General features: G+C 68.0%; 24 protein-coding genes and 1 pseudogene. 9 read left to right on the top strand and 16 right to left on the bottom strand.

Going from position 1 to position 20511, the window contains the following annotated elements; translation table 11 throughout:
- Nucleotides 1–3 precede the first annotated feature (3 nt).
- The gene (locus ADBZ6I_RS01420) at nucleotides 4–1347 is read left to right on the top strand and encodes a HAMP domain-containing sensor histidine kinase (protein WP_526380166.1); all 1344 of its coding nucleotides are present in this window, start codon (nucleotides 4–6) and stop codon (nucleotides 1345–1347) included.
- 6 nt (nucleotides 1348–1353) lie between these two features.
- Here the strand turns inward: ADBZ6I_RS01420 and arfC are convergent, their stop codons facing one another.
- The 4 genes from arfC to ADBZ6I_RS01440 all read right to left on the bottom strand — a co-directional run bounded on the left by arfC (nucleotide 1354) and on the right by ADBZ6I_RS01440 (nucleotide 3868).
- Nucleotides 1354–2145, bottom strand: coding sequence for a channel accessory protein ArfC, sunset domain variant (gene arfC / locus ADBZ6I_RS01425; RefSeq protein ID WP_526380126.1), 792 nt, complete (start codon nucleotides 2143–2145; stop codon nucleotides 1354–1356).
- The gene (gene arfB, locus ADBZ6I_RS01430; protein WP_526380128.1) at nucleotides 2145–2300 is read right to left on the bottom strand and encodes a channel accessory protein ArfB; all 156 of its coding nucleotides are present in this window, start codon (nucleotides 2298–2300) and stop codon (nucleotides 2145–2147) included. Before arfB ends, arfC begins: the two co-directional genes overlap by 1 nt.
- 12 nt (nucleotides 2301–2312) lie before the next feature.
- A complete protein-coding gene (gene arfA, locus ADBZ6I_RS01435) occupies nucleotides 2313–3284 on the bottom strand; it encodes a channel-forming protein ArfA/OmpATb (protein WP_526380130.1) in 972 nt (323 codons plus the stop codon).
- A 221-nt stretch (nucleotides 3285–3505) separates the two neighbouring features.
- A complete protein-coding gene (locus ADBZ6I_RS01440) occupies nucleotides 3506–3868 on the bottom strand; it encodes an FKBP-type peptidyl-prolyl cis-trans isomerase (protein ID WP_526380132.1) in 363 nt (120 codons plus the stop codon).
- 61 nt (nucleotides 3869–3929) lie between these two features.
- On the opposite strand from ADBZ6I_RS01440, the gene ADBZ6I_RS01445 reads away from it, so the two are divergent.
- Complete coding sequence (locus ADBZ6I_RS01445; RefSeq protein ID WP_526380168.1) at nucleotides 3930–4223, top strand: DUF2630 family protein; 294 nt, start codon at nucleotides 3930–3932, stop codon at nucleotides 4221–4223.
- Between the two features lie 3 nt (nucleotides 4224–4226).
- A complete protein-coding gene (locus ADBZ6I_RS01450) occupies nucleotides 4227–5840 on the top strand; it encodes a phytoene desaturase family protein (protein ID WP_526380134.1) in 1614 nt (537 codons plus the stop codon).
- Here the strand turns inward: ADBZ6I_RS01450 and ADBZ6I_RS01455 are convergent.
- From ADBZ6I_RS01455 to ADBZ6I_RS01475, 5 genes and pseudogenes are all read right to left on the bottom strand, one after another.
- Nucleotides 5816–7108, bottom strand: coding sequence for a citrate synthase (locus tag ADBZ6I_RS01455; protein ID WP_526380136.1), 1293 nt, complete (start codon nucleotides 7106–7108; stop codon nucleotides 5816–5818). The two genes, ADBZ6I_RS01450 and ADBZ6I_RS01455, sit on opposite strands and share 25 nt — an antisense overlap.
- 85 nt (nucleotides 7109–7193) lie before the next feature.
- Nucleotides 7194–7868, bottom strand: coding sequence for a TetR family transcriptional regulator (locus ADBZ6I_RS01460; protein WP_526380138.1), 675 nt, complete (start codon nucleotides 7866–7868; stop codon nucleotides 7194–7196).
- Between the two features lie 56 nt (nucleotides 7869–7924).
- A complete protein-coding gene (locus ADBZ6I_RS01465) occupies nucleotides 7925–8074 on the bottom strand; it encodes a hypothetical protein (protein ID WP_526380140.1) in 150 nt (49 codons plus the stop codon).
- A 75-nt stretch (nucleotides 8075–8149) separates the two neighbouring features.
- Nucleotides 8150–8797 (bottom strand): pyridoxamine 5'-phosphate oxidase, encoded by a 648-nt coding sequence (gene pdxH, locus ADBZ6I_RS01470; protein WP_526380170.1) that lies wholly within the window; start codon nucleotides 8795–8797, stop codon nucleotides 8150–8152.
- A 123-nt stretch (nucleotides 8798–8920) separates the two neighbouring features.
- Nucleotides 8921–9076: pseudogene (locus tag ADBZ6I_RS01475) on the bottom strand (diiron oxygenase); the annotation flags it as partial.
- A gap of 168 nt (nucleotides 9077–9244) precedes the next feature.
- Between ADBZ6I_RS01475 and serC the strand changes: the two are divergent.
- Together serC and sepH are read left to right on the top strand one after the other, a co-directional pair.
- Complete coding sequence (gene serC, locus ADBZ6I_RS01480) at nucleotides 9245–10369, top strand: phosphoserine transaminase (RefSeq protein WP_526380142.1); 1125 nt, start codon at nucleotides 9245–9247, stop codon at nucleotides 10367–10369.
- Nucleotides 10370–10447: 78 nt separating this feature from the next.
- Nucleotides 10448–11401 (top strand): septation protein SepH, encoded by a 954-nt coding sequence (gene sepH / locus ADBZ6I_RS01485; RefSeq protein WP_526380144.1) that lies wholly within the window; start codon nucleotides 10448–10450, stop codon nucleotides 11399–11401.
- A 1-nt stretch (nucleotide 11402) separates the two neighbouring features.
- Here sepH and ADBZ6I_RS01490 read toward each other — a convergent pair whose 3' ends face one another.
- Together ADBZ6I_RS01490 and ADBZ6I_RS01495 are read right to left on the bottom strand one after the other, a co-directional pair.
- Entirely contained in the window at nucleotides 11403–11717 is a 315-nt protein-coding gene (locus tag ADBZ6I_RS01490; RefSeq protein ID WP_526380146.1) for a DUF2537 domain-containing protein, read from the bottom strand.
- Between the two features lie 32 nt (nucleotides 11718–11749).
- Nucleotides 11750–12568 (bottom strand): TrmH family RNA methyltransferase, encoded by an 819-nt coding sequence (locus ADBZ6I_RS01495; RefSeq protein WP_526380172.1) that lies wholly within the window; start codon nucleotides 12566–12568, stop codon nucleotides 11750–11752.
- A 37-nt stretch (nucleotides 12569–12605) separates the two neighbouring features.
- On the opposite strand from ADBZ6I_RS01495, the gene ADBZ6I_RS01500 reads away from it, so the two are divergent.
- Both ADBZ6I_RS01500 and ADBZ6I_RS01505 read left to right on the top strand, forming a co-directional pair.
- Nucleotides 12606–12878, top strand: coding sequence for a DUF2530 domain-containing protein (locus ADBZ6I_RS01500; RefSeq protein ID WP_526380148.1), 273 nt, complete (start codon nucleotides 12606–12608; stop codon nucleotides 12876–12878).
- A 14-nt stretch (nucleotides 12879–12892) separates the two neighbouring features.
- A complete protein-coding gene (locus tag ADBZ6I_RS01505) occupies nucleotides 12893–13345 on the top strand; it encodes an SRPBCC family protein (RefSeq protein ID WP_526380150.1) in 453 nt (150 codons plus the stop codon).
- On the opposite strand, the gene ADBZ6I_RS01510 is transcribed toward ADBZ6I_RS01505, so the two are convergent.
- Nucleotides 13342–14325, bottom strand: coding sequence for a DUF3027 domain-containing protein (locus ADBZ6I_RS01510; RefSeq protein WP_526380152.1), 984 nt, complete (start codon nucleotides 14323–14325; stop codon nucleotides 13342–13344). The genes ADBZ6I_RS01505 and ADBZ6I_RS01510 overlap by 4 nt on opposite strands.
- 220 nt (nucleotides 14326–14545) lie before the next feature.
- Here ADBZ6I_RS01510 and ADBZ6I_RS01515 point away from each other — a divergent pair, with 220 nt between their 5' ends.
- Nucleotides 14546–16153 (top strand): MFS transporter, encoded by a 1608-nt coding sequence (locus tag ADBZ6I_RS01515; protein WP_526380174.1) that lies wholly within the window; start codon nucleotides 14546–14548, stop codon nucleotides 16151–16153.
- Nucleotides 16150–16641, top strand: coding sequence for a DUF2771 family protein (locus ADBZ6I_RS01520; RefSeq protein WP_526380154.1), 492 nt, complete (start codon nucleotides 16150–16152; stop codon nucleotides 16639–16641). The genes ADBZ6I_RS01515 and ADBZ6I_RS01520 overlap by 4 nt, the downstream gene beginning before the upstream one ends.
- A 14-nt stretch (nucleotides 16642–16655) precedes the next feature.
- On the opposite strand, the gene ADBZ6I_RS01525 is transcribed toward ADBZ6I_RS01520, so the two are convergent.
- The 4 genes from ADBZ6I_RS01525 to ADBZ6I_RS01540 form a co-directional block, all read right to left on the bottom strand.
- Complete coding sequence (locus ADBZ6I_RS01525; RefSeq protein WP_526380156.1) at nucleotides 16656–18359, bottom strand: glycosyltransferase; 1704 nt, start codon at nucleotides 18357–18359, stop codon at nucleotides 16656–16658.
- A 97-nt stretch (nucleotides 18360–18456) separates the two neighbouring features.
- Entirely contained in the window at nucleotides 18457–19641 is a 1185-nt protein-coding gene (locus ADBZ6I_RS01530; protein WP_526380158.1) for a nucleotidyltransferase family protein, read from the bottom strand.
- A 9-nt stretch (nucleotides 19642–19650) separates the two neighbouring features.
- The gene (locus ADBZ6I_RS01535; protein ID WP_526380160.1) at nucleotides 19651–20301 is read right to left on the bottom strand and encodes a glycosyltransferase family 2 protein; all 651 of its coding nucleotides are present in this window, start codon (nucleotides 20299–20301) and stop codon (nucleotides 19651–19653) included.
- Nucleotides 20298–20511, bottom strand: a 214-nt coding sequence (locus ADBZ6I_RS01540) for a hypothetical protein (RefSeq protein ID WP_526380162.1), incomplete at its 5' end; no start/stop codon positions are given. The genes ADBZ6I_RS01535 and ADBZ6I_RS01540, both read right to left, overlap by 4 nt.

The raw sequence follows: 20511 nt of genomic DNA on the forward strand, positions 1-20511 counted from the left end.
AACTTGCTGATGCTGTCGCGGATCGTGCGCCGCACACCGTCACTGCGCACCCGGGTGGCGTTCGCGACGGCGATCGGCGCGGCGATCGTGGTCACCATCGTCGGCACCATCGTGTGGATCGGCATCACCAACGACCGCCTTGAGCGGCTGGACCGCCGGCTCGACGAGGCAGCGGGGTTCGCGGTGCCGTTCGTGCCTCGCGGCCTGGAGCAGATCCCACCCTCGCCGAACGTCCGGGATGTGGTGATCACCGTGCACCGCGGCGCCGAGGTCCGTTCCAACAGCGATGTCGTGCTGCCCGTGCTGGACGCCGATTACGCGACCACCGACATCGACGGGGTGCCCTACCGGGTGCGCACCGTCGTCATCCCCTACCCCGAGCCGCCGACCACGCTGCAGGTCGGCGCGACCTACGACGACACCATCGCCGACACCAACAACCTGCACCGCCGGGTGCTGATCATCTGCGCCTCCGCCATCGGCGCCGCCGCGGTGCTGGGGTGGATGCTGGCCGCCTTCGCCGTCCGCCCGCTGCGCCGGCTGGCCCAGCAGACCCGGGCGATCGACGCCGGGGACGTCGCTCCCGACGTCGATGTCAGTGGGGCCACCGAGGCCGTCGAGATCGGTGAGGCACTCAAGGGCCTGTTGGAGCGCATCTGGACCGAGCAGGACCGCACCAAGGCCGCACTGGCCTCGGCGCGCGACTTCGCGGCGGTCTCCGCGCATGAACTGCGCACACCGCTGACCGCGATGCGGACCAACCTGGAAGTGCTGTCCACCCTCGACCTGCCCGACGAGCAGCGCGGCGAGGTGATCGGCGACGTCATCCGCACCCAGAGCCGGATCGAGGCGACGCTGGGCGCGTTGGAGCGGCTGGCTCAGGGCGAGCTGTCCACGGCGGCGGACCAGGTGCCGGTGGATATCACCGAACTACTCGACCGGGCCGCGCACGACGCCATGCGCGTCTACCCCGGCCTGGAGGTGTCGCTGGCACCGTCGCCGACGTGCATCATCGTCGGCCTGCCGGCGGGGTTGCGGCTGGCGGTGGACAACGCTATTGCCAACGCCGTCAAGCACGGCGGCGCCACCAACGTCCTGCTGTCGGCGGTGACGTCGCGCGAGGGTGTGCAGATCGCGGTCGACGACAACGGCTGCGGCGTGCCCGTAGCCGAGCGCAAGTCGGTGTTCGGACGTTTCGCCCGCGGCTCGACGGCGTCGCGTTCCGGTTCCGGCCTGGGCCTGGCCCTGGTGGCCCAGCAGGCCGACATCCACGGCGGCACAGCCGCTCTCGAGGACAGCCCGCTGGGCGGCGCCCGGTTGGTGCTGCGCCTGCCGGCGCCGCACTAACCGCCGCTACTTCGTGGCGTTGGTGTCGCCTGCGCCGGAATTGTTCGCGGCGGCTTCCTCGGCACGTGCGGTGGCCTCCGACACCACCCGGACGGTCGAGACCGGCAGCTCACCGCCGTGGTCCACGATCACCATCGCGGAGTCCCCCGCCGAGTGGTCCTCGGTGATGACCGTCTTGGCTTCGGCGTGCTCCTCGGTGATCACCGCGGCGGCCGCGTCGGACACCAGATCCGCCGGGCGATCGCCCATGGCGTCCCAGCGCGAGAAGCCGGCCTTCTGGGCGCTCTCCTCGTTGACGAACCACACCTCGGCCTCGATGGTGTCGTAATCGGGGCTGTCCACGGTGAAGTACTGCCCAGTGTCCTTGTCCCCCTTGATCGTGTAGCCGGCCGGCGCCTTGGTGCGCGCCGAGACCCGGACCGATCCGGCGCCGTAGGGAACGGCTTCGATGACATCGCCGCGGCGCATCTCGTCGACCTTCTCGCCGGCCGTCTCGGCACCCTTGTGGACGGCCTTGGCGACGCTCTTCTCGGCGTGCTCCACCTTCTCGGCCGCGCCGTGCAGTTTCGCCGCCGCACCGGTGGCCGCGGCAGCGCCGGCGGCGGCTACCGCGCCGGCGACGTGCGGCTTCTTCACGGCGGGCTTCTCGGCTACGGGCTTCTTGAGATCGGGCACCCGCGTGGCCACCGCATGGGTGACCGGGACCTCGCGGGCGACCCGGCGAATCATCATCGCGAAGGTCAGCAGCAGACCCAGCAGGAACGCCAGGCCGAGCATCCATCCGTTGACGTTGTGCATCAGAGCACTCCAATCTCACGAGAGCCGGCCGGCAGGTCGGCGATGGCCTGCTCCGCGCTGGTGCGGTGGACGGTCAGGACGGTGATCACGTAGGCCACCGCGGACCCGGCCAGAAAGGCCACCAGGTACCACAACCACTGTGTTAAGAAACCCATGTCTGTCGTCCCCTAGTTGACTTTGATCTCGGTGCGCCGGTTCTGTGCGCGTCCGGCTTCGGTGTCGTTGTCGGCGACCGGCTCGGCGGACCCGACGCCCTCGCTGGTGACCGAGTCAGCCGGAATGCCTTGCGCCACCAGGTAACCCGCGACAGCCTTGGCCCGGCTCTCGCTCAGCGGCTTGTTGATCGCATCGGTGCCGGTGTTGTCGGTGTGACCGATGACGGTCAGCTTCACATCCGGGCACGCCGTGACTGCCGAGACGACGCTGGACAGCTGCTGCTGTCCGTCCTTGGTCAGCTTGTCGCTACCGGTCTGGAACTTGATCGGAGCGGCCAGGTAGGCATCGACGGTGGCCTGCAGGTTGTCACAGGACGGCGCCGCGCCCTTGACGGAGATGTTGTTGATGATTTGGAGGTTCGGCCAGCCCGCCTTCGCAGCGGCCTCGACGGCAGCCTTGGCGTCCTCCGACGGGGCGGTGCCGGTCAGCGTGAGCATGCCGCCCTCCACAGTGAAGTGGAAGTCGGGGATGTCGGCAGCGGCCTTGAACACCGCGTCCAGGCCGTCGAAGGCTGGCGCCTTTGCCCCGGCGGCGACGTCGATCTTGTCGATCAGGTTGACCGACGGCCCGAGCGCCGCCTTCATCGCTGCGAGCAGGCTGTTCTTGACCGACAGATCGGGCACGATGCCGGCGAGAGTGAAGTCCTTGCCGTTACGCAGGATCGACAGCGGGGACAGGTTCAGCGACGGGGCCGAAACGCTCGGCGCCGTGACACCCACACTGGGCAGCTGGGCGTTCACCGAGGGCTTCAGGTTGCTCCATCCCAGCCACCCGAACAGCAGCGGGATGAGCAGCAGACCCAACAACCAGCCCCAGCCGGGCGAACGACGATAGAACCGCGACTCCCTGCGCCATTCGGTGGCCTTGGCGGTCGAGTTAGCGCTCGACGCCGCGCTGGGCTTCGCGTCTCCGGAACCCGCCATCGGTCCCCCTCCCCGCCCCGTCCAGGGCGATGTGATTCATCAGCTCATTGCAAGGCTGATCGCAAGGCTCATTGCAAGCCGCGAGCAACATACGCCAACCGAACGGAAAATCCAATGATCAATCCGCCGTTCGGCATCGACCTAGTGGGCCGATTCATCCTCGCCGTTCGTGCCTCGCGGCGCATCGTCAGTGGCCGCGGGATCCGGAGGTTCAGCTGGGGTCAGCGCACCCCGAGCAGATCGATCACAAAGATCAGTGTCTTGCCGGACAACCGGTGCCCGGCGCCCGGCGGGCCGTAGGCCAGTTCCGGCGGAATCACCAGTTGACGGCGTCCGCCGACCCGCATTCCGGGGATGCCGTCCTGCCAGCCCTGGATGAGTCCACGCAGTGGGAAGGAGATGGATTCTCCGCGATTCCAGGAGCTGTCGAACTCGACGCCGGTGTCGAACTCGACGCCGACGTAGTGGACGTCGACGGTATCGCCGGGCTTGGCCTCCATGCCGTCACCGACGACGAGGTCGTTGATGACCAGTTCGGTGGGGGCCGGGCCGGCGGGAAAGTCAATCTCGGGTTTGCTCGTCACCGGACCACCGTAGCGGCTGATGGCCCGTTTCCGTGCCCGGTCCGACGGGCATACCCCTCGGGTGGAATCCGACGACTGCACCGGCAACTGCCCGGGACCCGCACAGCAGCCCTCCGACCGCGACACCCTGGACCTCATCCGCGATCTGGTCGCCGAGGAGCACCGGCTGCGGGACCGGTTGCAGCACAGGGATATCGACCCCGCCGAGGAGCAGAACCGGCTACGTGCGGTGGAGACGGCGCTGGATCAGTGCTGGGACCTGCTGCGCCAGCGCCGGGCGCTGCGGGAGACCGGCGGCGACCCGGCCGCGGCGTCGATTCGGCCCGCCGAGGAGGTCACCCGCTACCTAAGCTGAGGCATGACATCGGATCTGGACGCCGGCGGGCGCGACGTCGACGTCGTCGTCGTCGGCGGCGGGCACAACGGCCTGGTGGCAGCCGGATATCTGGCGCGGGCGGGCCTGCGGGTCCGGTTGCTGGAGAAGCTGCAGCAGACGGGCGGAGCGGCGGTGTCGGCGCAGGCGTTCGACGGCGTGGAGGCCCAGCTGTCCCGCTACGCCTACCTGGTGAGCCTGCTGCCGACGCGCATCCTCGACGACCTCGGCGCGGACGTGCGATTGGCCCGGCGCCGGTTCTCCTCCTATACCCCCGATCCGGCCGACGGCGGGCGCAGCGGGCTGCTGATCGGTGAGCGGTCGAACTTCGCGGCCATCGGCGCCGCCGCGGACGAGGCAGGCTTCGCCGACTTCTACCGGCGCTGCCGCGAGCTGACCCAACCGCTGTGGCCCACGCTGATCGATCCGCTGCGGCGCCGCGCCGACGCCCGCCGCCACGTCGTCGCCGCCGGCGGCCGCGACGCCGCCGCGGCGTGGGAGGCGTTGATCGAGCAGCCCGTCGGCCTGGCCATCGCCGACGCCGTGGGCAGCGACCTGGTGCGGGGCGTGATGGCCACCGACGCCCTGATCGGCACCTTCGCCCGGCTCGACGACACCGGGCTGCAGCAGAACGTGTGCTTCCTCTACCACCTGCTCGGCGGCGGAACCGGGGACTGGGACGTGCCGATCGGCGGGATGGGCGCGGTGACCGGTGCGCTGGCCGCGGCGGCCCGCGCCCACGGCGCCGAACTGGTCACCGGAGCAGAGGTGCTCGCGATGACTCCCGACGGCGAGGTGCGCTACCGCACCGGCGGGGTCGAGCGCAGCGTTCGTGGCCACCATGTGCTGGCCAATGTCACCCCGGCGGTGCTGGCCGGACTGCTGGGCGAACCCGCCCCCGCGCTGACCGAGGGCTGCCAGGTCAAGGTCAACCTGATGCTGCGCCGGTTGCCGCGGCTGAGTGACGGTGCGGTCGACCCCGAGCAGGCGTTCGGCGGAACCTTCCACATCAACGAGATGTGGTCACAGCTCGACACCGCCTACACCGCCGCCATCGCCGGTCAGGTGCCCGAACCGCTGCCCTGTGAGATCTACTGCCATTCGCTGACCGACCCGAGCATCCTGTCGGCCGACCTGCGTGCCTCGGGTGCGGCCACCCTGACGGTGTTCGGCCTGCACGTCCCGCACAGCATTCAGGCCACCGCGCCCGACGAGATGCGCCGACGCCTCACCGACGCCGTACTATATTCGCTGAATTCCGTTCTGGCCGAACCGATTCAGGACGTCCTCATGAACGACGCGCACGGGCGACCGTGTATCGAAGCTAAGACGACGGTCGACCTGGAAGCCGCCCTTGGCCTGACCGGCGGCAACATCTTCCACGGCGCGCTGGCGTGGCCGTTCGCCGACGACGACGACCCGTTGGATACCCCGGCGCGGCGGTGGGGTGTGGCAACCCACCATGAGCGGATTCTGCTGTGCGGCTCCGGTTCCCGCCGCGGTGGAGCGGTGTCGGGATTGGGCGGGCACAACGCCGCCATGGCCGTGCTCTACGGGTTGGCGAACCCGTCGCGTCAACGCCCGCCGAGGCTCAGGTAGTCGCGCTCGCCGTAACCGGTGTAGATCTGCCGCGGACGGCCGATCTTGTTCGGCTCATCGTGCATCTCCCGCCAGTGCGCGATCCAGCCGGGCAGCCGGCCGAGCGCGAACAGCACCGTGAACATCCGGGTGGGGAAGCCCATCGCGCGGTAGATCACGCCGGTGTAGAAGTCGACGTTGGGGTAGAGCTTGCGCTCGACGAAGAATTCGTCGGTGAGCGCCGCCTCTTCGAGCGCCTTGGCGATGTCGAGCAGTTCGTCGTCGCCGCCGAGCTTGCCCAGGATCTTGTCGGCCTGCTCCTTGACGATGCGCGCCCGCGGATCGTAGTTCTTATAGACCCGGTGACCGAAGCCCATCAGCTTCACACCGTCTTCGCGGTTTTTGACCTTGCGGACGAAGTCCTGGACGTCGCCGCCGGAGACCCGGATCTTCTCCAGCATCTCCAACACCGACTGGTTGGCACCGCCATGCAGCGGACCCCACAGCGCATTGATGCCGCCGGAAATCGAGGTGAAGAGGTTGGCCTGCGACGAACCGACCAGCCGGACCGTCGACGTCGAACAGTTCTGCTCGTGGTCGGCGTGCAGAATCAGCAGCATGTCCAGCGCCCGCACGATCTCCGGGTCGGGAACGTAGGGCTCCGACGGCAGCCCGAAGGTCATCCGCAGGAAGTTCTCCACCAGGCTGAGCGAGTTGTCCGGATACAGGAACGGCTGCCCGACGGATTTCTTGTAGGCGTAGGCGGCGATGGTGGGCAGCTTGGCCAGCAACCGGATGGTGGACAGCTCCACCTGTGCGTGGTCGAGCGGGTCCAGCGAATCCTGGTAGTAGGCGCTCAGCGCGTTGACCGCGCTCGACAGCACCGGCATGGGATGGGCGTTGCGGGGAAAGCCGTCGAAGAACCGCTTGAGATCCTCGTGCAGCAAAGTGTGCCGCTGGACCCTGGTGGTGAACGCCTCCAGTTCGGCGGCGGTCGGCAGTTCCCCGTAGATCAGCAGGTAGCTGACCTCGATGAAGGTCGACTTCTCGGCCAGCTGGTCGATCGGGTACCCGCGGTACCGCAGGATGCCGGCATCACCGTCGATATAGGTGATGGCGCTCTTGGTCGACGCTGTGTTGACGAACCCCTGGTCAAAGGTGGTGTAGCCGGTTTTAGCCAGCAGCGGACCCAGCGCGATCCCGTCGGAACCCTCGGTCGCATGGACGATCTCGAGGTCCAACTCTCCGCCGGGATACCGCAGCATGGCGGTGTCGTCGGTTGCGGCCACTTCAACCCCTTCTTGCCCGTTGGACAGCATCAGAGGCCGTCCGTAGTGAGGTCACGCTACTTCGCGTTCTAGGTGAACGTAGTCGCTATTGTCCCGGGCCGCCCGACGGGGTCTGGTCCTGGAGGGTCCACGGCTGCCACAGCCTGGTGAAAATCGCGAAGGTCTCCTCGATCCGCGCGCTGACCGCACCCGGATCGCTGGCATCGCTCCCCGGGCTTCCCAAGGCGGTGGCCATCAGCACGGCCCAGGTGTCGAACACGACGCGGACGGCCGGGTCAGCCACCGGCACGCCCATCCTCCCGGCGATGGCATCCACGACCGCGTGCGTGGAACCGTCCGGCCGGAAGGTGAAGGTCGCCAGGCTCAGCATCGGGGTGCTGGTGACGATGCTGAGGAAACCGCGCATCCGGTGGAAGGACATGGCCTGCGGCATACCGACCTCGGCGGCCCGCAGCACCTGGGTATGAGCCCGAACCAGGGCCTCGTGCTCGGTGATGTCACGGGGCTGGGCGGCCAACGCCCGGGCGACCTCCTCGGAGATCTCCTCCATGAGCGCGGCGATGACCGCCTCTTTGTTGGGGAAGTAGCGGCTGAACGTCCGCGGTGACACCTCGGCCACCGACGCGATCTGATCCACCGTCGTGCGCTCGTAGCCCTGCTCCGCGCACAGCCGGGCGGCGACATCGACCAGAGTTTCCCGGGTTCGCTGTTTCTTCAGCTCCCGCAGCCCGACGGCCGCCTCCCCAGGGCGTTGAGACACCTCTTGATAGTAGGCGCGGGCGCTGAGCGGCGGCCTGGGTCAGTGTTAACGACGTGTTACATCGAAAGGGTGAAACGCGCGTCACCTCTGGACGGCGGTGACGGCAGGCACCACATCGCATACGCGGCCGCCGTCGCGACCTCGTCGACCACGTCGTCGACCACGTCGTCACTGCCACCGACCACCACGATGAACACCCCTTGCAACCACCCAGACGTTGTTCAGAGCCAGCGCGGCCGGCATCCGCAGCGGGGTCGTGTCAGCGAAGAGCCGACGCACGCCTAGGGCTGCAGCCGTTCGATGCGATCGACTCCCCCGTCGCCGCCGCCGGGCACAACCCGAATCCGGTTGTGAATCCGGTTCTCCCGGCCCTGCCAGAATTCGACCACCTCGGCGGTGATCCGGTAGCCGCCCCAGTGCGGCGGCACCGGAACCTCGTCGAGCGCGGCGAACCGCTGGGTGACCTCAGCCAGCTGGGCCATCAGGTCGGCACGCGAACCGATCGGGCGGGACTGCGACGAGGCCCACGCGCCCAGTTGTGATCCACGGGGGCGGCGGGCCCAGTACTGCGCGGTCTCCTCCGGACTGACCTTGCTGACCGCACCGCGGACGTGCACCTGGCGTCCCAGCACGTACCAGGGGAAGGTCACCGACGCGTACGGCGTCGCGGCGAGGCCGGCGCCCTTGGCCGAGTCGTAGTTGGTGTAAAAGGTGACGCCGTCGGCGTCGACGCTCTTGCACAGCACTGTCCGCGTCACCGGGCGGCCGTCCTCGACGGTGGCCAGCACCATCGCGTTGGGCTCGACGATTCCGGCCTCCTCGGCGTCGTCGATCCAGTTGTGCAGCAATGCAAGCCAGCCATCAGTCAGCCAGTCGACGTCGAGGTCCCTGCTGCCGTCCTTCTCCACCGAGCCGTATTCCACCCGCATGACGGCGAGCCGGTGTGGGTGCGCCGTGCCATCGTGATCAGCCACGGGCTCACGGTACGCCGCCCGCCTCGCCACGCCACGCTGACTGAGGAACCACATAGACAAAGTGCGAGCTTGGATTCAAGCGGTGGCAGGCCCGTCCCAGTCGATATCGGTGTACGGGTTGAAGCTCCGCCGCACCGAGCCCTCGGACAGGGTCGTCAGCAGGTCGACGTAGACCGCGTCGTCGCATACCTCCATATTGCGGCGCCAGCGCCTGACCATCGTGGTCCTCGCCATCGCTAGCCTCCCGCGTTGGCTTTACATAGGGATAGGTTTTGTACAGCCGCTTGCGGCAGGCGGTACCGCAGGTATCGCATACATTTCCCTACCCGAAACGGTCCCGAATCCGCCTCGATTTTCGCCTCGATTTTTCCGACGCGCCCCCTGCTCCCTACGCTGATGGGCATGGCCGAACCTGACCAGCTCACGATTCCCGCTGACCTCAAGCCCGCCGACGGACGTTTCGGTTGCGGTCCGTCGAAAGTCCGGCCCGAGCAGTTGTCCGCGCTGACCACCACCGGCGCCGCGCTGTTCGGCACCTCGCACCGGCAGGCGCCGGTGAAGAACCTGGTGGGACGCGTCCGCGAGGGACTGCGCGAGTTGTTCTCCGCACCCGACGGTTACGAGGTGATCCTCGGCAACGGCGGCGCCACCGCGTTCTGGGACGCCGCCGCGTTCGGCTTGGTCGACAAGAAGTCGCTGCATCTCACCTACGGCGAGTTCAGTTCCAAGTTCGCCTCCGCGGTGGCCGCCAACCCGTTCGTCGGCGATCCCATCGTCATCAAGGCCGACGCCGGCAGCGCGCCGGCGCCGCAGTCCGACCCGTCGGCGGACACCATCGCCTGGGCCCACAACGAGACCTCGACCGGCGTCGCCGTCCCGGTGTGCCGTCCGGCGGGTTCCGGCGACGCACTGGTGCTGATCGACGCCACGTCGGCGGCCGGCGGCCTGCCCGTCGACGTCGCCGATTGCGACGCCTACTACTTCGCCCCGCAGAAGAACTTCGCCAGCGACGGCGGGTTGTGGCTCGCCGTTCTGTCGCCGGCGGCGCTGGCCCGCATCGAAGCGGTCGCGGCGTCGGGCCGCTGGGTTCCCGAATTCCTGTCGCTGCCGATCGCGGTGGACAACAGCCTCAAGAACCAGACCTACAACACCCCGGCGATCGGCACGCTGGTGCTGATGGCCGAGCAGATCGACTGGATGTTGGGCAACGGCGGCTTGGACTGGGCGGTCAAGCGCACCGCCGACTCGTCATCGCGGCTGTACTCGTGGGCCGAGGCGTCGCAGTACGCCACTCCGTTCGTCGCCGATCCGGCGTTGCGTTCGCAGGTGGTGGGCACCATCGACTTCGCCGAGACGGTCGACGCGGCGGCGGTGGCCAAGGTCCTGCGGGCCAACGGCATCGTCGACACCGAGCCGTACCGGAAGCTGGGCCGCAACCAGTTGCGCGTCGCCATGTTCCCGGCCGTCGACCCCGAGGACGTCACCGCCCTGACCAGCTGTGTGGACTGGGTCGTCGAACACCTCTAGCCTCATCTGTAACACGGGCGTGTCGCTTTCGTTATGTCAGCGGACGCCGCGTTACGGTCCCGGCTGAAGGAGGTCGACATGCGGGAACTGACACTGATAGGCCTCGATGTCGATGGCAAGCACATCATTTGCGAAGGCGGCAACCCCGCCGACAAATTCCTGATCCGTCTCGATGACCGGCTGCGCGCAGCCGTGCGCGGCGATGGTGTGCGCGCCACTCAGGCAACCCGAGACAGCGAGGTCAGAGGAATGTTGCGTCCCAAGGACATCCAGTTCCGCATTCGGGCAGGCGCGTCGGTTCAGGAGGTCGCGCAGAGCTCCGGGATGGACGTCTCGAAGGTAGAGCGGTTCGCACACCCGGTGCTGTTGGAGCGTCAGCGCGCCGCGGAACTGTCCACCGCCGCGCACCCCGTACTCGCTGACGGACCGACGGTCGCGACGCTGCTGGAGACGATCACCTCCGCGCTGGCCGGACGCGGCCTGAGCGCCAAGGACACCACCTGGGACTCGTGGAAGAACGAAGACGGCCGCTGGACGGTCCGGATGGGCTGGCAGGCCGGCCTGTCGGAGAACTTCGCCCACTTCCGGTTCACCCCCGGCGCACACGGCGGCACCGTCACGGCGATCGACGAGGAGGCCAGCGCCCTGGTCGACCCGGAGTTCGAGCGCCCGCTGCGGCAGGTGCCGCCGGTATCGCAGCTGGAGTTCGACGCGCCGGCGCCGGCGCCCGCGCCGGTGCGCGAGCACCAGCCCGCCGTCGTGGCCACCGCGGTCGCACCGCCGGCTGCCTTGGTCAAGGCACCCGCGGCGTTCGTCGCTGCGCCGGTCGCCCCGGTGTCCACCGCCCCGGCGGCGCTGGTGAACTCCCCGTCCGCGGCGCTCAGTGCCGCCGCCGTTGCGGCCGCCATCCCGGCGCCGGCCGTCGAGCAGCCCACGCCCCGTCCGACCTCGGCCAAGCGAGCGGGCCGCAAGCCGGCGGTGCCGGCGTGGGAGGACGTACTGCTCGGGGTGCGTTCCAGCGGCGAACGCTGAGTTAACGCAGCATCAGTGCCAGCGTTGCCGTCCAGCCGACGGCGACGCCCACCCCCGCACCGAGGACGAACCACCGTCGGACCGGCTGTGTGCGCCAGTCCCACAACGTCGGAGCCAAACCGCCGACGGCGACCAGGTTCAGCCCGACCGACACCAGCGGATGCACCCGCGTCATACCCAGACTGAGCACGACGATCGCTGCCGCGACCAACGCCGCCACGAACGCAGAGACCGTCAGCCCGGTTCCCCACGGAGTCGGCCCGTCGGACACCGCCTCGTCGGACACCGCCTCGTCGGACACCGCCTCGTCGGACATGGGAGTTGAGATTAACGCTCCGCGCCCGGCACTTACCCGCCGCACCGGACCCTCTCGTAGAACGCCAGCGCGGCCGCGGTCGCGACGTTGAGTGAGTCGGTCCCCCGCGACATCGGAATGCGCACCCGCACGTCGGCGGCCCGCATCGCCGTCTCGGTCAGACCCGGTCCCTCGGCGCCCACCAGCACCGCCACCTTCGCGTCGCCCAGGTTGTCGACCTCGTGGGCCAGGGTGCGGGCATTCGGGTCCGGCGTCATGGCCAGCAGCCGAAACCCATTGCCACGCAGGATGTCCAGATCAGCCGGCCAGTTCGCGGCCCGGGCGAAGGGCACCAGCAAGACGTGCCCCATGGACACCCGCACCGCCCGGCGGTACAGCGGGTCGGCGCAACCAGGCCCGAAGAGCACGGCGTCCACGCCCAGCCCGGCGGCGTTGCGGAAGATCGAGCCGAGGTTCTCGTGGTCATTGACGCCTTCGAGCACCGCGACGGTGCGCGCCCCGGTCAGCACCTCGGCGAGGGTGAGGTCGGGTGGCCGGCGGGCGGCGGCCAGCACACCGCGGTTGAGGTGGAACCCCACGACGTCGGCCATCACCTCCGCCGGCGCGCGGTAGTACGGGATGTCGACGCCGGCCAGGTCGGTGTGCAGGTCGTCGAGCCGCCGTCCGGTACCCAGGCAAGCGTGCGCGGCGAACCGCGACGCCAGCATGCGCTGCACCACCAGCACGCCCTCGGCGATCACCAGACCCTTGCCGGTGGGCAGGTCGGGGCGGCGGTCGACGCTGTTGAGGTCGCGGAAGTCGTCCACCCGGGCATCACCGGGATCGGTGATGTCGACTACCTGCACGCCGATAACGTACGCGCCGAGGGGTCGGTTACGGTGATCGGTGATGAGCCCGCCCGATCAGCCCACCGAGAAGACGCCGCCGCAATTGCCGGCCTCCTTGCTCGACGCCCGGCCGGTAATCGGTGCCGGTGCGCTGTTGTGGGCGCTGGCGGCGATGGCGTCGTTCATCATTCCCGCGCTGGAGACGTGGCGCCCGGTGACCCTAGCCGGGCTGGCCGTCGGCGTCTTCGGGCTCAGCCTCTTCCTCTGGCAGCGCTCCGCCGCCCGGCGGGGGTCCCGCGGAGCACAGACCGGGCTCGAACCGAGCCGACACTAGATCGAAGGAGAACCATGGCTGCGCCGATTCTGAAGGCGGAGATCGAGATCAACGCACCGGTGAGCAAGGTGTGGAATCTGGTCTCCGACGTTAGCAACATGCCGAAGTGGAGCCCGCAGTGCCGAGTCATGAAGGCGCTCGGCCCCATTCGCCCTGGCACCAAGACGATCAACCTCAACCGCCGCGGGATGCTGTTCTGGCCGACGACGGCCGTCATCACCGAGGTTGTGCCCGAGCGCAAGTTCGCCTTCCGAATTCCAGTGAACACCACGGTGTGGAGCTACGAACTCGAACCCACCGCCACCGGCACCCGGCTCATCGAGACCCGGCGTGCCGAGAACGGGGTGACAGCGGTCTCCGCCGGGGTCACCAAGACCGTTCTGGGCGGCATCGACAATTTCGAGCGCGAGCTCGTCGAGGGCATGAACCAGGGCCTGGCCCGGATCAAGGCCGCCGCGGAAGGCTAGTTTTCCGGCGTCCCGGCTTCGGGTTCGGCTTCCGGCTCGGTTGCCGGCTCCGGCTCGACGGTGGGTTCCGGCTCGACGGCCGTTTCGGACTCCTCGACAGCGACATCCGTCTCTTCGACGGCGGCTTCAGGTCCCTCGACGACGACCTCGGGTTCCGGCTCGACCACCGCTTCCGCGACCACCGGGGCGACCTCGACGATCTCGACGACGCCGTCGTCGAACGGCTCGAACGCCGGCGATCCGGACAGCGGCGCCGCCGGAGTGTCGGAGTGGGCCCCACAGCCGTAGAAGAAGTCGACGACCTGTCCGTCGGCCGACAGCTCGTTGCAGCACACCCCGAACATCGCGCCAAGACCGCCGGCCAGCGGGACCATGAAGCCGCAGTCCCGGCACACCCGTTTGGTGGCCTTGGCCATCGCCGCGTCGGGACCGTGATCGCCGTCATGCCAGCGCTGCGCGGCATCGTCGCGGCCGAACGCACTGAGCACCCGGCGCCGTCCGAACCCGAGCTCCAGTGCAGTGTCGTCGATCAGCGGATCACCGGTCGCCAGGAAGCCGGGCACCAGCCGCGGATCGTCGGGCAGCGGCGCCAGCAGGTCGCCAGGTCCCAGGTCACCCGGTTTGACACGCTGATCCCAGGGCACCCACGACGGCGCCAACAGAGCCGTCGGGCCAGGGACCAGCACCACTTCGCTGACGCTGGCGTGCTCGGCGCCCGGGTAGGCCGCCACCACCACCGCCCATTGCCAGCCCTGATAACCAGGCATGGTGGTCAGAAACCGGTGGGTGGCCGCGGCCTCGTCCTCGACGGTGACGCCGAGATATGCCCCGACCGTCTCGCCGCTGAACTCGACGACGGCCAGCCGGGCCACGTCGGCAGCACCCTCCAAGACGGCGGCAACCTCAGCCGACGGCTGTGCCGGGGTGGCGGCTGCCGCGGGGTCGGCCGGGTGCTCGGCCACGTCGATCGTGCTGTCCATCGTCGACAATCTTGCCTCACCCGGCCTCACCGCGACTACACCGGTCGGCTGGACCCGATTACCCCGCTCCGCACCGCGGCTCCTTGGAGTCGCCGATTGATCGTCGCGCGGCTGGACCCGCCCAGGGGCGTCATGAGGGACAATCGAGGACGTGTCAGCTCCGCGGCGTCGATCCCCGGGACCGGCGTGGACCGCCGGCCACCGCGGTGAACACCCCGGCATGGCCAATTACCCCAGCGACGCCCCCGGTTTCCGCCCCGGCGACGCCGGCCGGTCCGGAGACCACCCCGACCCGCCCCCCGAGCAACCCAGAGGCAACCCCTACCTGCCGCCACTGGACGACGAGCGCCCCCGAACCCACCGCGACTCCGACGGCCGGTCGCGCTTGGGCCACGAGGGCGCCGAACGCGCCGGCGTCAGCCGGGCGGCCGCCGAGGTGGGCTCGCGGATGTATTCGATGGTGCACCGGGCGGCGACGGCCGACGGCGCCGACAAGTCCGGTCTGACCGCCCTGACCTGGCCGGTGGTGGCCAACTTCGCGGTGGACTCCGCGATGGCCGTGGCGCTGGCCAATACGCTGTTCTTCGCCGCGGCGACCGGGGAAAGCAAGGGCCGCGTCGCGCTGTACCTACTGATCACCATCGCACCGTTCGCGGTGATCGCCCCGCTGATCGGGCCGGCACTCGACCGGGTCCAGCACGGCCGGCGCGCGGCGCTGGCGATGTCGTTCCTGCTGCGCACGGTGTTGGCCGTGGTGATGATCGTGCACTTCGACCCGGCCACCGGTAACTACCCGTCGTGGGTGCTCTACCCCTGCGCCCTGGGAATGATGGTGCTGTCGAAGTCCTTCTCGGTGCTGCGCAGCGCGGTCACTCCGCGGGTGATGCCGCCGACGATCGACCTCGTTCGGGTCAACTCCCGGTTGACGATGTTCGGGCTGATCGGCGGGACGATCGTGGGCGGCGGGATCGCCGCCGGCGTGGAGTACGTCTTCTCGACCCTGTTGCATCTGCCCGGCGCGCTGTTCGTCGTCGTCTTCGTCACGCTGGCCGGGGCGTCGCTCACCATGCGGATACCCAAGTGGGTGGAGGTCACCGAGGGCGAGGTGCCGGCCACTCTGACCTACCACGGCGGCACCGGGGGATGGGACTGGCTCGACCAGCCCACCGAGGTCATCGCGACCACCGGTCCGCGGCGACAGCCGCTGGGCCGCAACATCATCACCGCGCTGTGGGGCAACTGCACCATCAAGGCGATGGTCGGGTTCCTGTTCCTCTACCCGGCCTTTGTCGCCAAAGCGCACGACGCCAGCGGATGGGTCCAGCTGGGCATCCTCGGGTCCATCGGGGCGGCGGCTGGAATCGGAAACTTCGCCGGAAACTTCACCGCTGCCCGGATGCAGCTGGGACGGCCCGCCACGCTGGTGGTCCGGGCGGCGACGGCGGTCACCGGCATGGCGCTCGTGGCCGCGGTCACCGGAAATCTGATCGTCGCCGCGCTCGCGACGTTCGTCACCGCCGGCGCCAGTGCGGTCGCCAAGGCGTCGCTGGACGCCTCGCTGCAAAACGACCTGCCCGAGGAGTCGCGCGCGTCGGCGTTCGGGCGGTCGGAATCGGTGCTGCAACTGGCCTGGGTTATGGGCGGAGCGATGGGAGTGTTGGTGTATACCGAACTGTGGGTGGGCTTCACCGCGATCGCCGCCCTGATCCTGCCGGGTCTGGCGCAGACGGTGGTGAGCTATCGCGGCGCATCACTGATCCCCGGCTTCGGTGGCAACCGGCCGGTGGTGGCCGAACCGGAGGGCGGGCCGGCGGTGGCGCACCAATGAAACGGCACTTCCGGTGGATCCTGGCGGCACTGGTGGTGCTGGCCGCCATCGGCGCCGGCGTCGGCGCCTGGGCGCTGACCCGCGGCCACGACTCCAAGCTGCCGCAGATCAGCGCCTACTCCGAAGGCACCACGACCCGGGTCGGCCCGTACCTGTACTGCAACGTCGTGGACCTCAACGACTGCACCAAAGAGGCTGTCCACGGGGAACTTTGGGTCAGCGAGCGCTATCCCGTTCAGCTGTCAGTGCCCACCGAGATCAGCGGCGCACCCTGGCGGCTGCTCAAGGTCTACTCCGACGAGCGCGACACCACCACCACGTCCTACCGGCCCGGAACCCAGCTGGCGGTGACGATCCCCACCGTCGACCCGAATCGCGGCCGGGTGCTCGGACTCGTCGTTCAGCTGCTGACGCTGGTGCAGGACCAGAACGGCGAGTTGCACGACCTGCCGCATGCCGAGTGGTCGGTACAGCTGGACTGGAAGTGACACCTAGCCGGGCTCTATTCCGACTGATCGGCATTGACGTCCGGCCCTTGACGCGCTCTTCGACGGTCGAGCGAGCTTTTCAACACACCGAGAATCTGGCTACTCACAATGTGTTGGTGATGTGTTGTGTTCGGCGGACTTTGGCGAACGATCAATGTCGTCAGAAAGACGCGCTGCACCTTCCGGCCCGATTCGTGAAATCTGTTGAACCAGTCCACGTCTTGCGCGTACGGCATGTCGGGATCGAATAAGCCCACGGCATCGAAGACGGCTCGACGGTACAGTGTGCCGCCGGCGCTGTAGGGAAATGGCGGCGGGACTTCATCGCTGCCATTGGCCCGCTGCGCAAACCCGGTCACCACGTCCACATCTTTCTCGATCGCGGCGCGGACGAGCTGCTCGAGGGAGCCGGGCGGCAACAGGTCGTCCACGTCAAGGAACATGAGTAACTGTCCACGCGCAGCGCCGATGCCGGTGTTGCGTGCCGAGGCGAGCCCTTGTCGAGATTGACGTACGAGCGTCACGCCGACGGGGAGCTGCGCGACCGCCGCGTCGATGTCGTCGGTCGACCCGTCCTCCACGACGATGAACTCCAGTGCGGGGTACTTCTGGTCAAGCACACTGGCGATGGCCTGGGTGAGGAACGACACACCGTGATGCACCGGGATCACAATGCTTACCAACGGGAGCACGTCGGCTTCCACGGGTACGACGGCCAGTCGTCGACCCGCGACGATCCCCCGCACCGCCGACACCACAGAATCGGGGTTACGACCGAGCCGCAGCCGCATCGTCGAGACTCGGGGCATCACATCGCCCATCAGTCGGCGCAGCAGTGCGCCGGCATGTGGCAGCTGCTCGAGGGAGGTGGCCGTGGCGGCGTACAGCAACGCTGCGGGATCGACCGTCTCCAGCGCGGACTCTTCCCGGTCCCCGAATCCCAAGGCGATTACCGCGCGAAGAGGTATCTCACGGATGAGCTGGGTGCCGTGATCGCCGAGCGCGAGTACCACCTTCTCGTCGCCCGGGGCCGGAGGCCCCAACGGTCGACCCGCGATCCGCGGACCGGTATGCAACAACTTCGCGGTCGAGTAGATGCTGTAGGCGCGTGGAGGGTCGGCAGCCACAGCGACGTAGTCGTCGCCGAGGTAGGTCATCCCGGCTGCCAGACACCGCAACGCGGTCGTGGACTTCCCCGATCCGCCGGGTCCGACCAGCAAAACCCCGGCGTGGGCATCACCGACCGCCGCACCATGGACCAGGTGGCGGCCCCGGTCCATTAGCGCCCAGTGCAGCAACGTGCGCAGCGGCGAGGCCCGCGTCCAAGCGGGCACATTGGCCGCATCGTTCACCCAGTACACCCCTCGACCAGCGTCCCGATCAAAGATGCATACGGCGGGTTCGGCAAAGTGGAACGAAACCAAGATTCGATCTGACCCAAACCCGGGGAGGTCGCCACGGTCGGCGAAGGCGCCGCGCGGCAGCCGTACTGACGGCACCGCAACGCCGGTGGAGTTCGAGTCCCATATCCGCAGCCGGATCTCGGGGTTGAGTACGGCTCTCGCATCCTCTTCTATGTGGCACAACGCCGGCATGACTTGTGCACTCATTGCTGGGTTAGTGAACTCCAGCTGCACCGCCACCCCGGCAACATTCACGTGACGCACTTCGACGGCACGGTCGGCCATCGCCTGATCTGTCGCCGCGAAAACCTGCATAGCGAATCGGTGACGTTCGACTCGCGCGCGTGAGCCCATGTCAACCATGGGCGACCAGCTCTTCGAGCGCGCCCAGCCTGCGCAATGTCATCACTGATCACCGACCGAGCAAATGCCGCCGGAGCCTATCCGCGGCGAACAACGGCAACAGTGGCCACGAGGTCTCATGCACGGCCCGCCAATAAATGAGGTACCGCGCTAGCAGCACCGGTGTGCGTGCTGTGCGGTGAGCCGACGAGGCCGCCACGATGCCAGTGCACACCTTGAAGACCAGCGACGAAGGGTCTGCGTCCATGAGCCGGCGCTCCCAGCGTTCGATCGGCTCGACACGTATTGCACGCAGGTCCCCAATGACATCGAGCGGCACCGCATCGACCGCGAAACCGCTTAGCACCTCAAGCATCCGGCTCAGGACCAACCCGGTTCGGTGAGCATCCGCGAAAGCCACGATTCTGCCCCAGTCGACCGGATTGCTTTCCAGACCCAGAATCTGTAGGCCATCGGCGACCCAGCGCACCGGTGGCTCCCCGTTGGGGGCGGCCCCATGAATGAGGGTGATCAGCAGCAGTGCCGTCGGATCCGGCACCGCCGCGATGTCCAGCCCACCCCCATACCCATACCCATACCCATACCCATACCCAACGTCGCCCATCAGCGCCAGGTCCGCGGTCGGGGCCCGCACATTGTTCAAAACGTGCCAGTGCAGGTCGATTTTTGCCGATCCGCCAGGCGCGCAAAAAGCTACGGCCCTGGAAAACGGCAGGTAAACCGCGGGGTTCTCGAACCGCCAGCCAAGCCCCCACAGGATCGCGATCGCGTCATCACGCGACGCGCGATCTACATAGACATCGACGTCAGCCATCGGGCGCGCCGCCAAGCTCGGGTAACTGCCGTTGGCCACCAGCGCCGCACCCTTGAGGAAGACCGGCCTCAACCCGTGTGCGGACAACGCCCGCAGCGCGGGAGTCACCGCTTCGACAAGACGCATGTTGTGCACAAACGACTGCCGGTACACGTCCCGCAGCAGCGGCACAACCCGGTGATCAACATCCAGTTCCACCATGCGATGGAAAATCAGAGGCAGCAGCCGAAACGCGCCGCCGTCCATGGGAACCCGCGGATTCAGCGCGTCACACCAAGCCATCAGCGCCTGCAGCGCCTCGTCCCTTGACAGGCCCAGAATCCGCAGCAGCGATTTCTGTTGTTCACTCGGCCGGAAACCACCACCGGCTAGGTCGTGCCCACCCCGCGCAATCCGCAGTGCGCCCGCGCCACCCTCCATTGCCCCCACTCAGCACGCGCGTCGACTGGCGCGATGGGCGCGTCGCAGAACCTTCAGCAGATCGCGCTGCACAGCAGCAGTATCAGCTGTGGTGTTCGCATCGTGGAATCGCCGACGCAGTACCACGTCATCCACCGCGCACCAACGCAACCCGGCCGCATCAAACCGCGCCACCCAGTCCAGGTCCTCCCCGATCGACAACGAGGCGTCAAACACCCCCACCCGATCGAACGCTTCACGGGTGACAAGCACCGACCCAAGTAGGCGAGCAGGCTGCCGTGCGGGCAACGGCCCGCCCCACTTGCGAGTCCCGAATGACTCGACAACGCCAAAACACCCGGCAACACCCGAAGCCTTCAACGCCGCCACGCGGACTGCAAGACTGGTGGGCGGCCACAGATCATCGGCGTCCAGAAACGCCACCAAATCCGCGTCTACCATGCCTAAACCCCGATTACGGGCGGCAGCAACACCGCGATGCCGCTGCTTGACCACCCTCACACCCGAAAACCCGCCCGCAACCTCAACGCTCTCATCGGTCGACCCGTCATCCACGACAACAATGTGAGTCGGCCGCACTGATTGCGCTGCAACACTCTCCAAAGCCGCGCTCAAGAAACGCCCCTGATTCCAACAGGGGATGATCAGCGCAACACTCACCAACAAAGAGGCGCGTCGTACATCTTCACCAAGTCGATCAGTTGGCTATGCGGCACCAGCGAAGGAACGGCATATTCTCCCGGCCAGCTCAGATCGGATTCGTTGCTTGCCATCGGCGCTTCCCGCGGCAGCTCCACCGGCGTAAGCAGCCGAGCGTCAACACAAGAATCGATCAAAGCCCTGACATCGTGCTCGACGGTGGGGTGCTCC

This window comes from Mycobacterium sp. (assembly GCF_044342925.1).
Taxonomy (GTDB): Bacteria; Actinomycetota; Actinomycetes; order Mycobacteriales; family Mycobacteriaceae; genus Mycobacterium.

Bases quoted from the DNA above. Each gene is read 5' to 3' on its own strand.
- arfC (WP_526380126.1), bottom strand. From the start codon at position 2,145: ATGCACAACGTCAACGGATGGATGCTCGGCCTGGCGTTCCTGCTGGGT.
- arfB (WP_526380128.1), bottom strand. From the start codon at position 2,300: ATGGGTTTCTTAACACAGTGGTTGTGGTACCTGGTGGCCTTTCTGGCC.
- arfA (WP_526380130.1), bottom strand. From the start codon at position 3,284: ATGGCGGGTTCCGGAGACGCGAAGCCCAGCGCGGCGTCGAGCGCTAAC.
- ADBZ6I_RS01450 (WP_526380134.1), top strand. From the start codon at position 4,227: ATGACATCGGATCTGGACGCCGGCGGGCGCGACGTCGACGTCGTCGTC.
- pdxH (WP_526380170.1), bottom strand. From the start codon at position 8,797: ATGCGGGTGGAATACGGCTCGGTGGAGAAGGACGGCAGCAGGGACCTC.
- serC (WP_526380142.1), top strand. From the start codon at position 9,245: ATGGCCGAACCTGACCAGCTCACGATTCCCGCTGACCTCAAGCCCGCC.
- sepH (WP_526380144.1), top strand. From the start codon at position 10,448: ATGCGGGAACTGACACTGATAGGCCTCGATGTCGATGGCAAGCACATC.
- ADBZ6I_RS01490 (WP_526380146.1), bottom strand. From the start codon at position 11,717: ATGTCCGACGAGGCGGTGTCCGACGAGGCGGTGTCCGACGAGGCGGTG.
- ADBZ6I_RS01500 (WP_526380148.1), top strand. From the start codon at position 12,606: ATGAGCCCGCCCGATCAGCCCACCGAGAAGACGCCGCCGCAATTGCCG.
- ADBZ6I_RS01505 (WP_526380150.1), top strand. From the start codon at position 12,893: ATGGCTGCGCCGATTCTGAAGGCGGAGATCGAGATCAACGCACCGGTG.
- ADBZ6I_RS01510 (WP_526380152.1), bottom strand. From the start codon at position 14,325: ATGGACAGCACGATCGACGTGGCCGAGCACCCGGCCGACCCCGCGGCA.
- ADBZ6I_RS01515 (WP_526380174.1), top strand. From the start codon at position 14,546: ATGGCCAATTACCCCAGCGACGCCCCCGGTTTCCGCCCCGGCGACGCC.
- ADBZ6I_RS01520 (WP_526380154.1), top strand. From the start codon at position 16,150: ATGAAACGGCACTTCCGGTGGATCCTGGCGGCACTGGTGGTGCTGGCC.
- ADBZ6I_RS01525 (WP_526380156.1), bottom strand. From the start codon at position 18,359: ATGCAGGTTTTCGCGGCGACAGATCAGGCGATGGCCGACCGTGCCGTC.
- ADBZ6I_RS01530 (WP_526380158.1), bottom strand. From the start codon at position 19,641: ATGGAGGGTGGCGCGGGCGCACTGCGGATTGCGCGGGGTGGGCACGAC.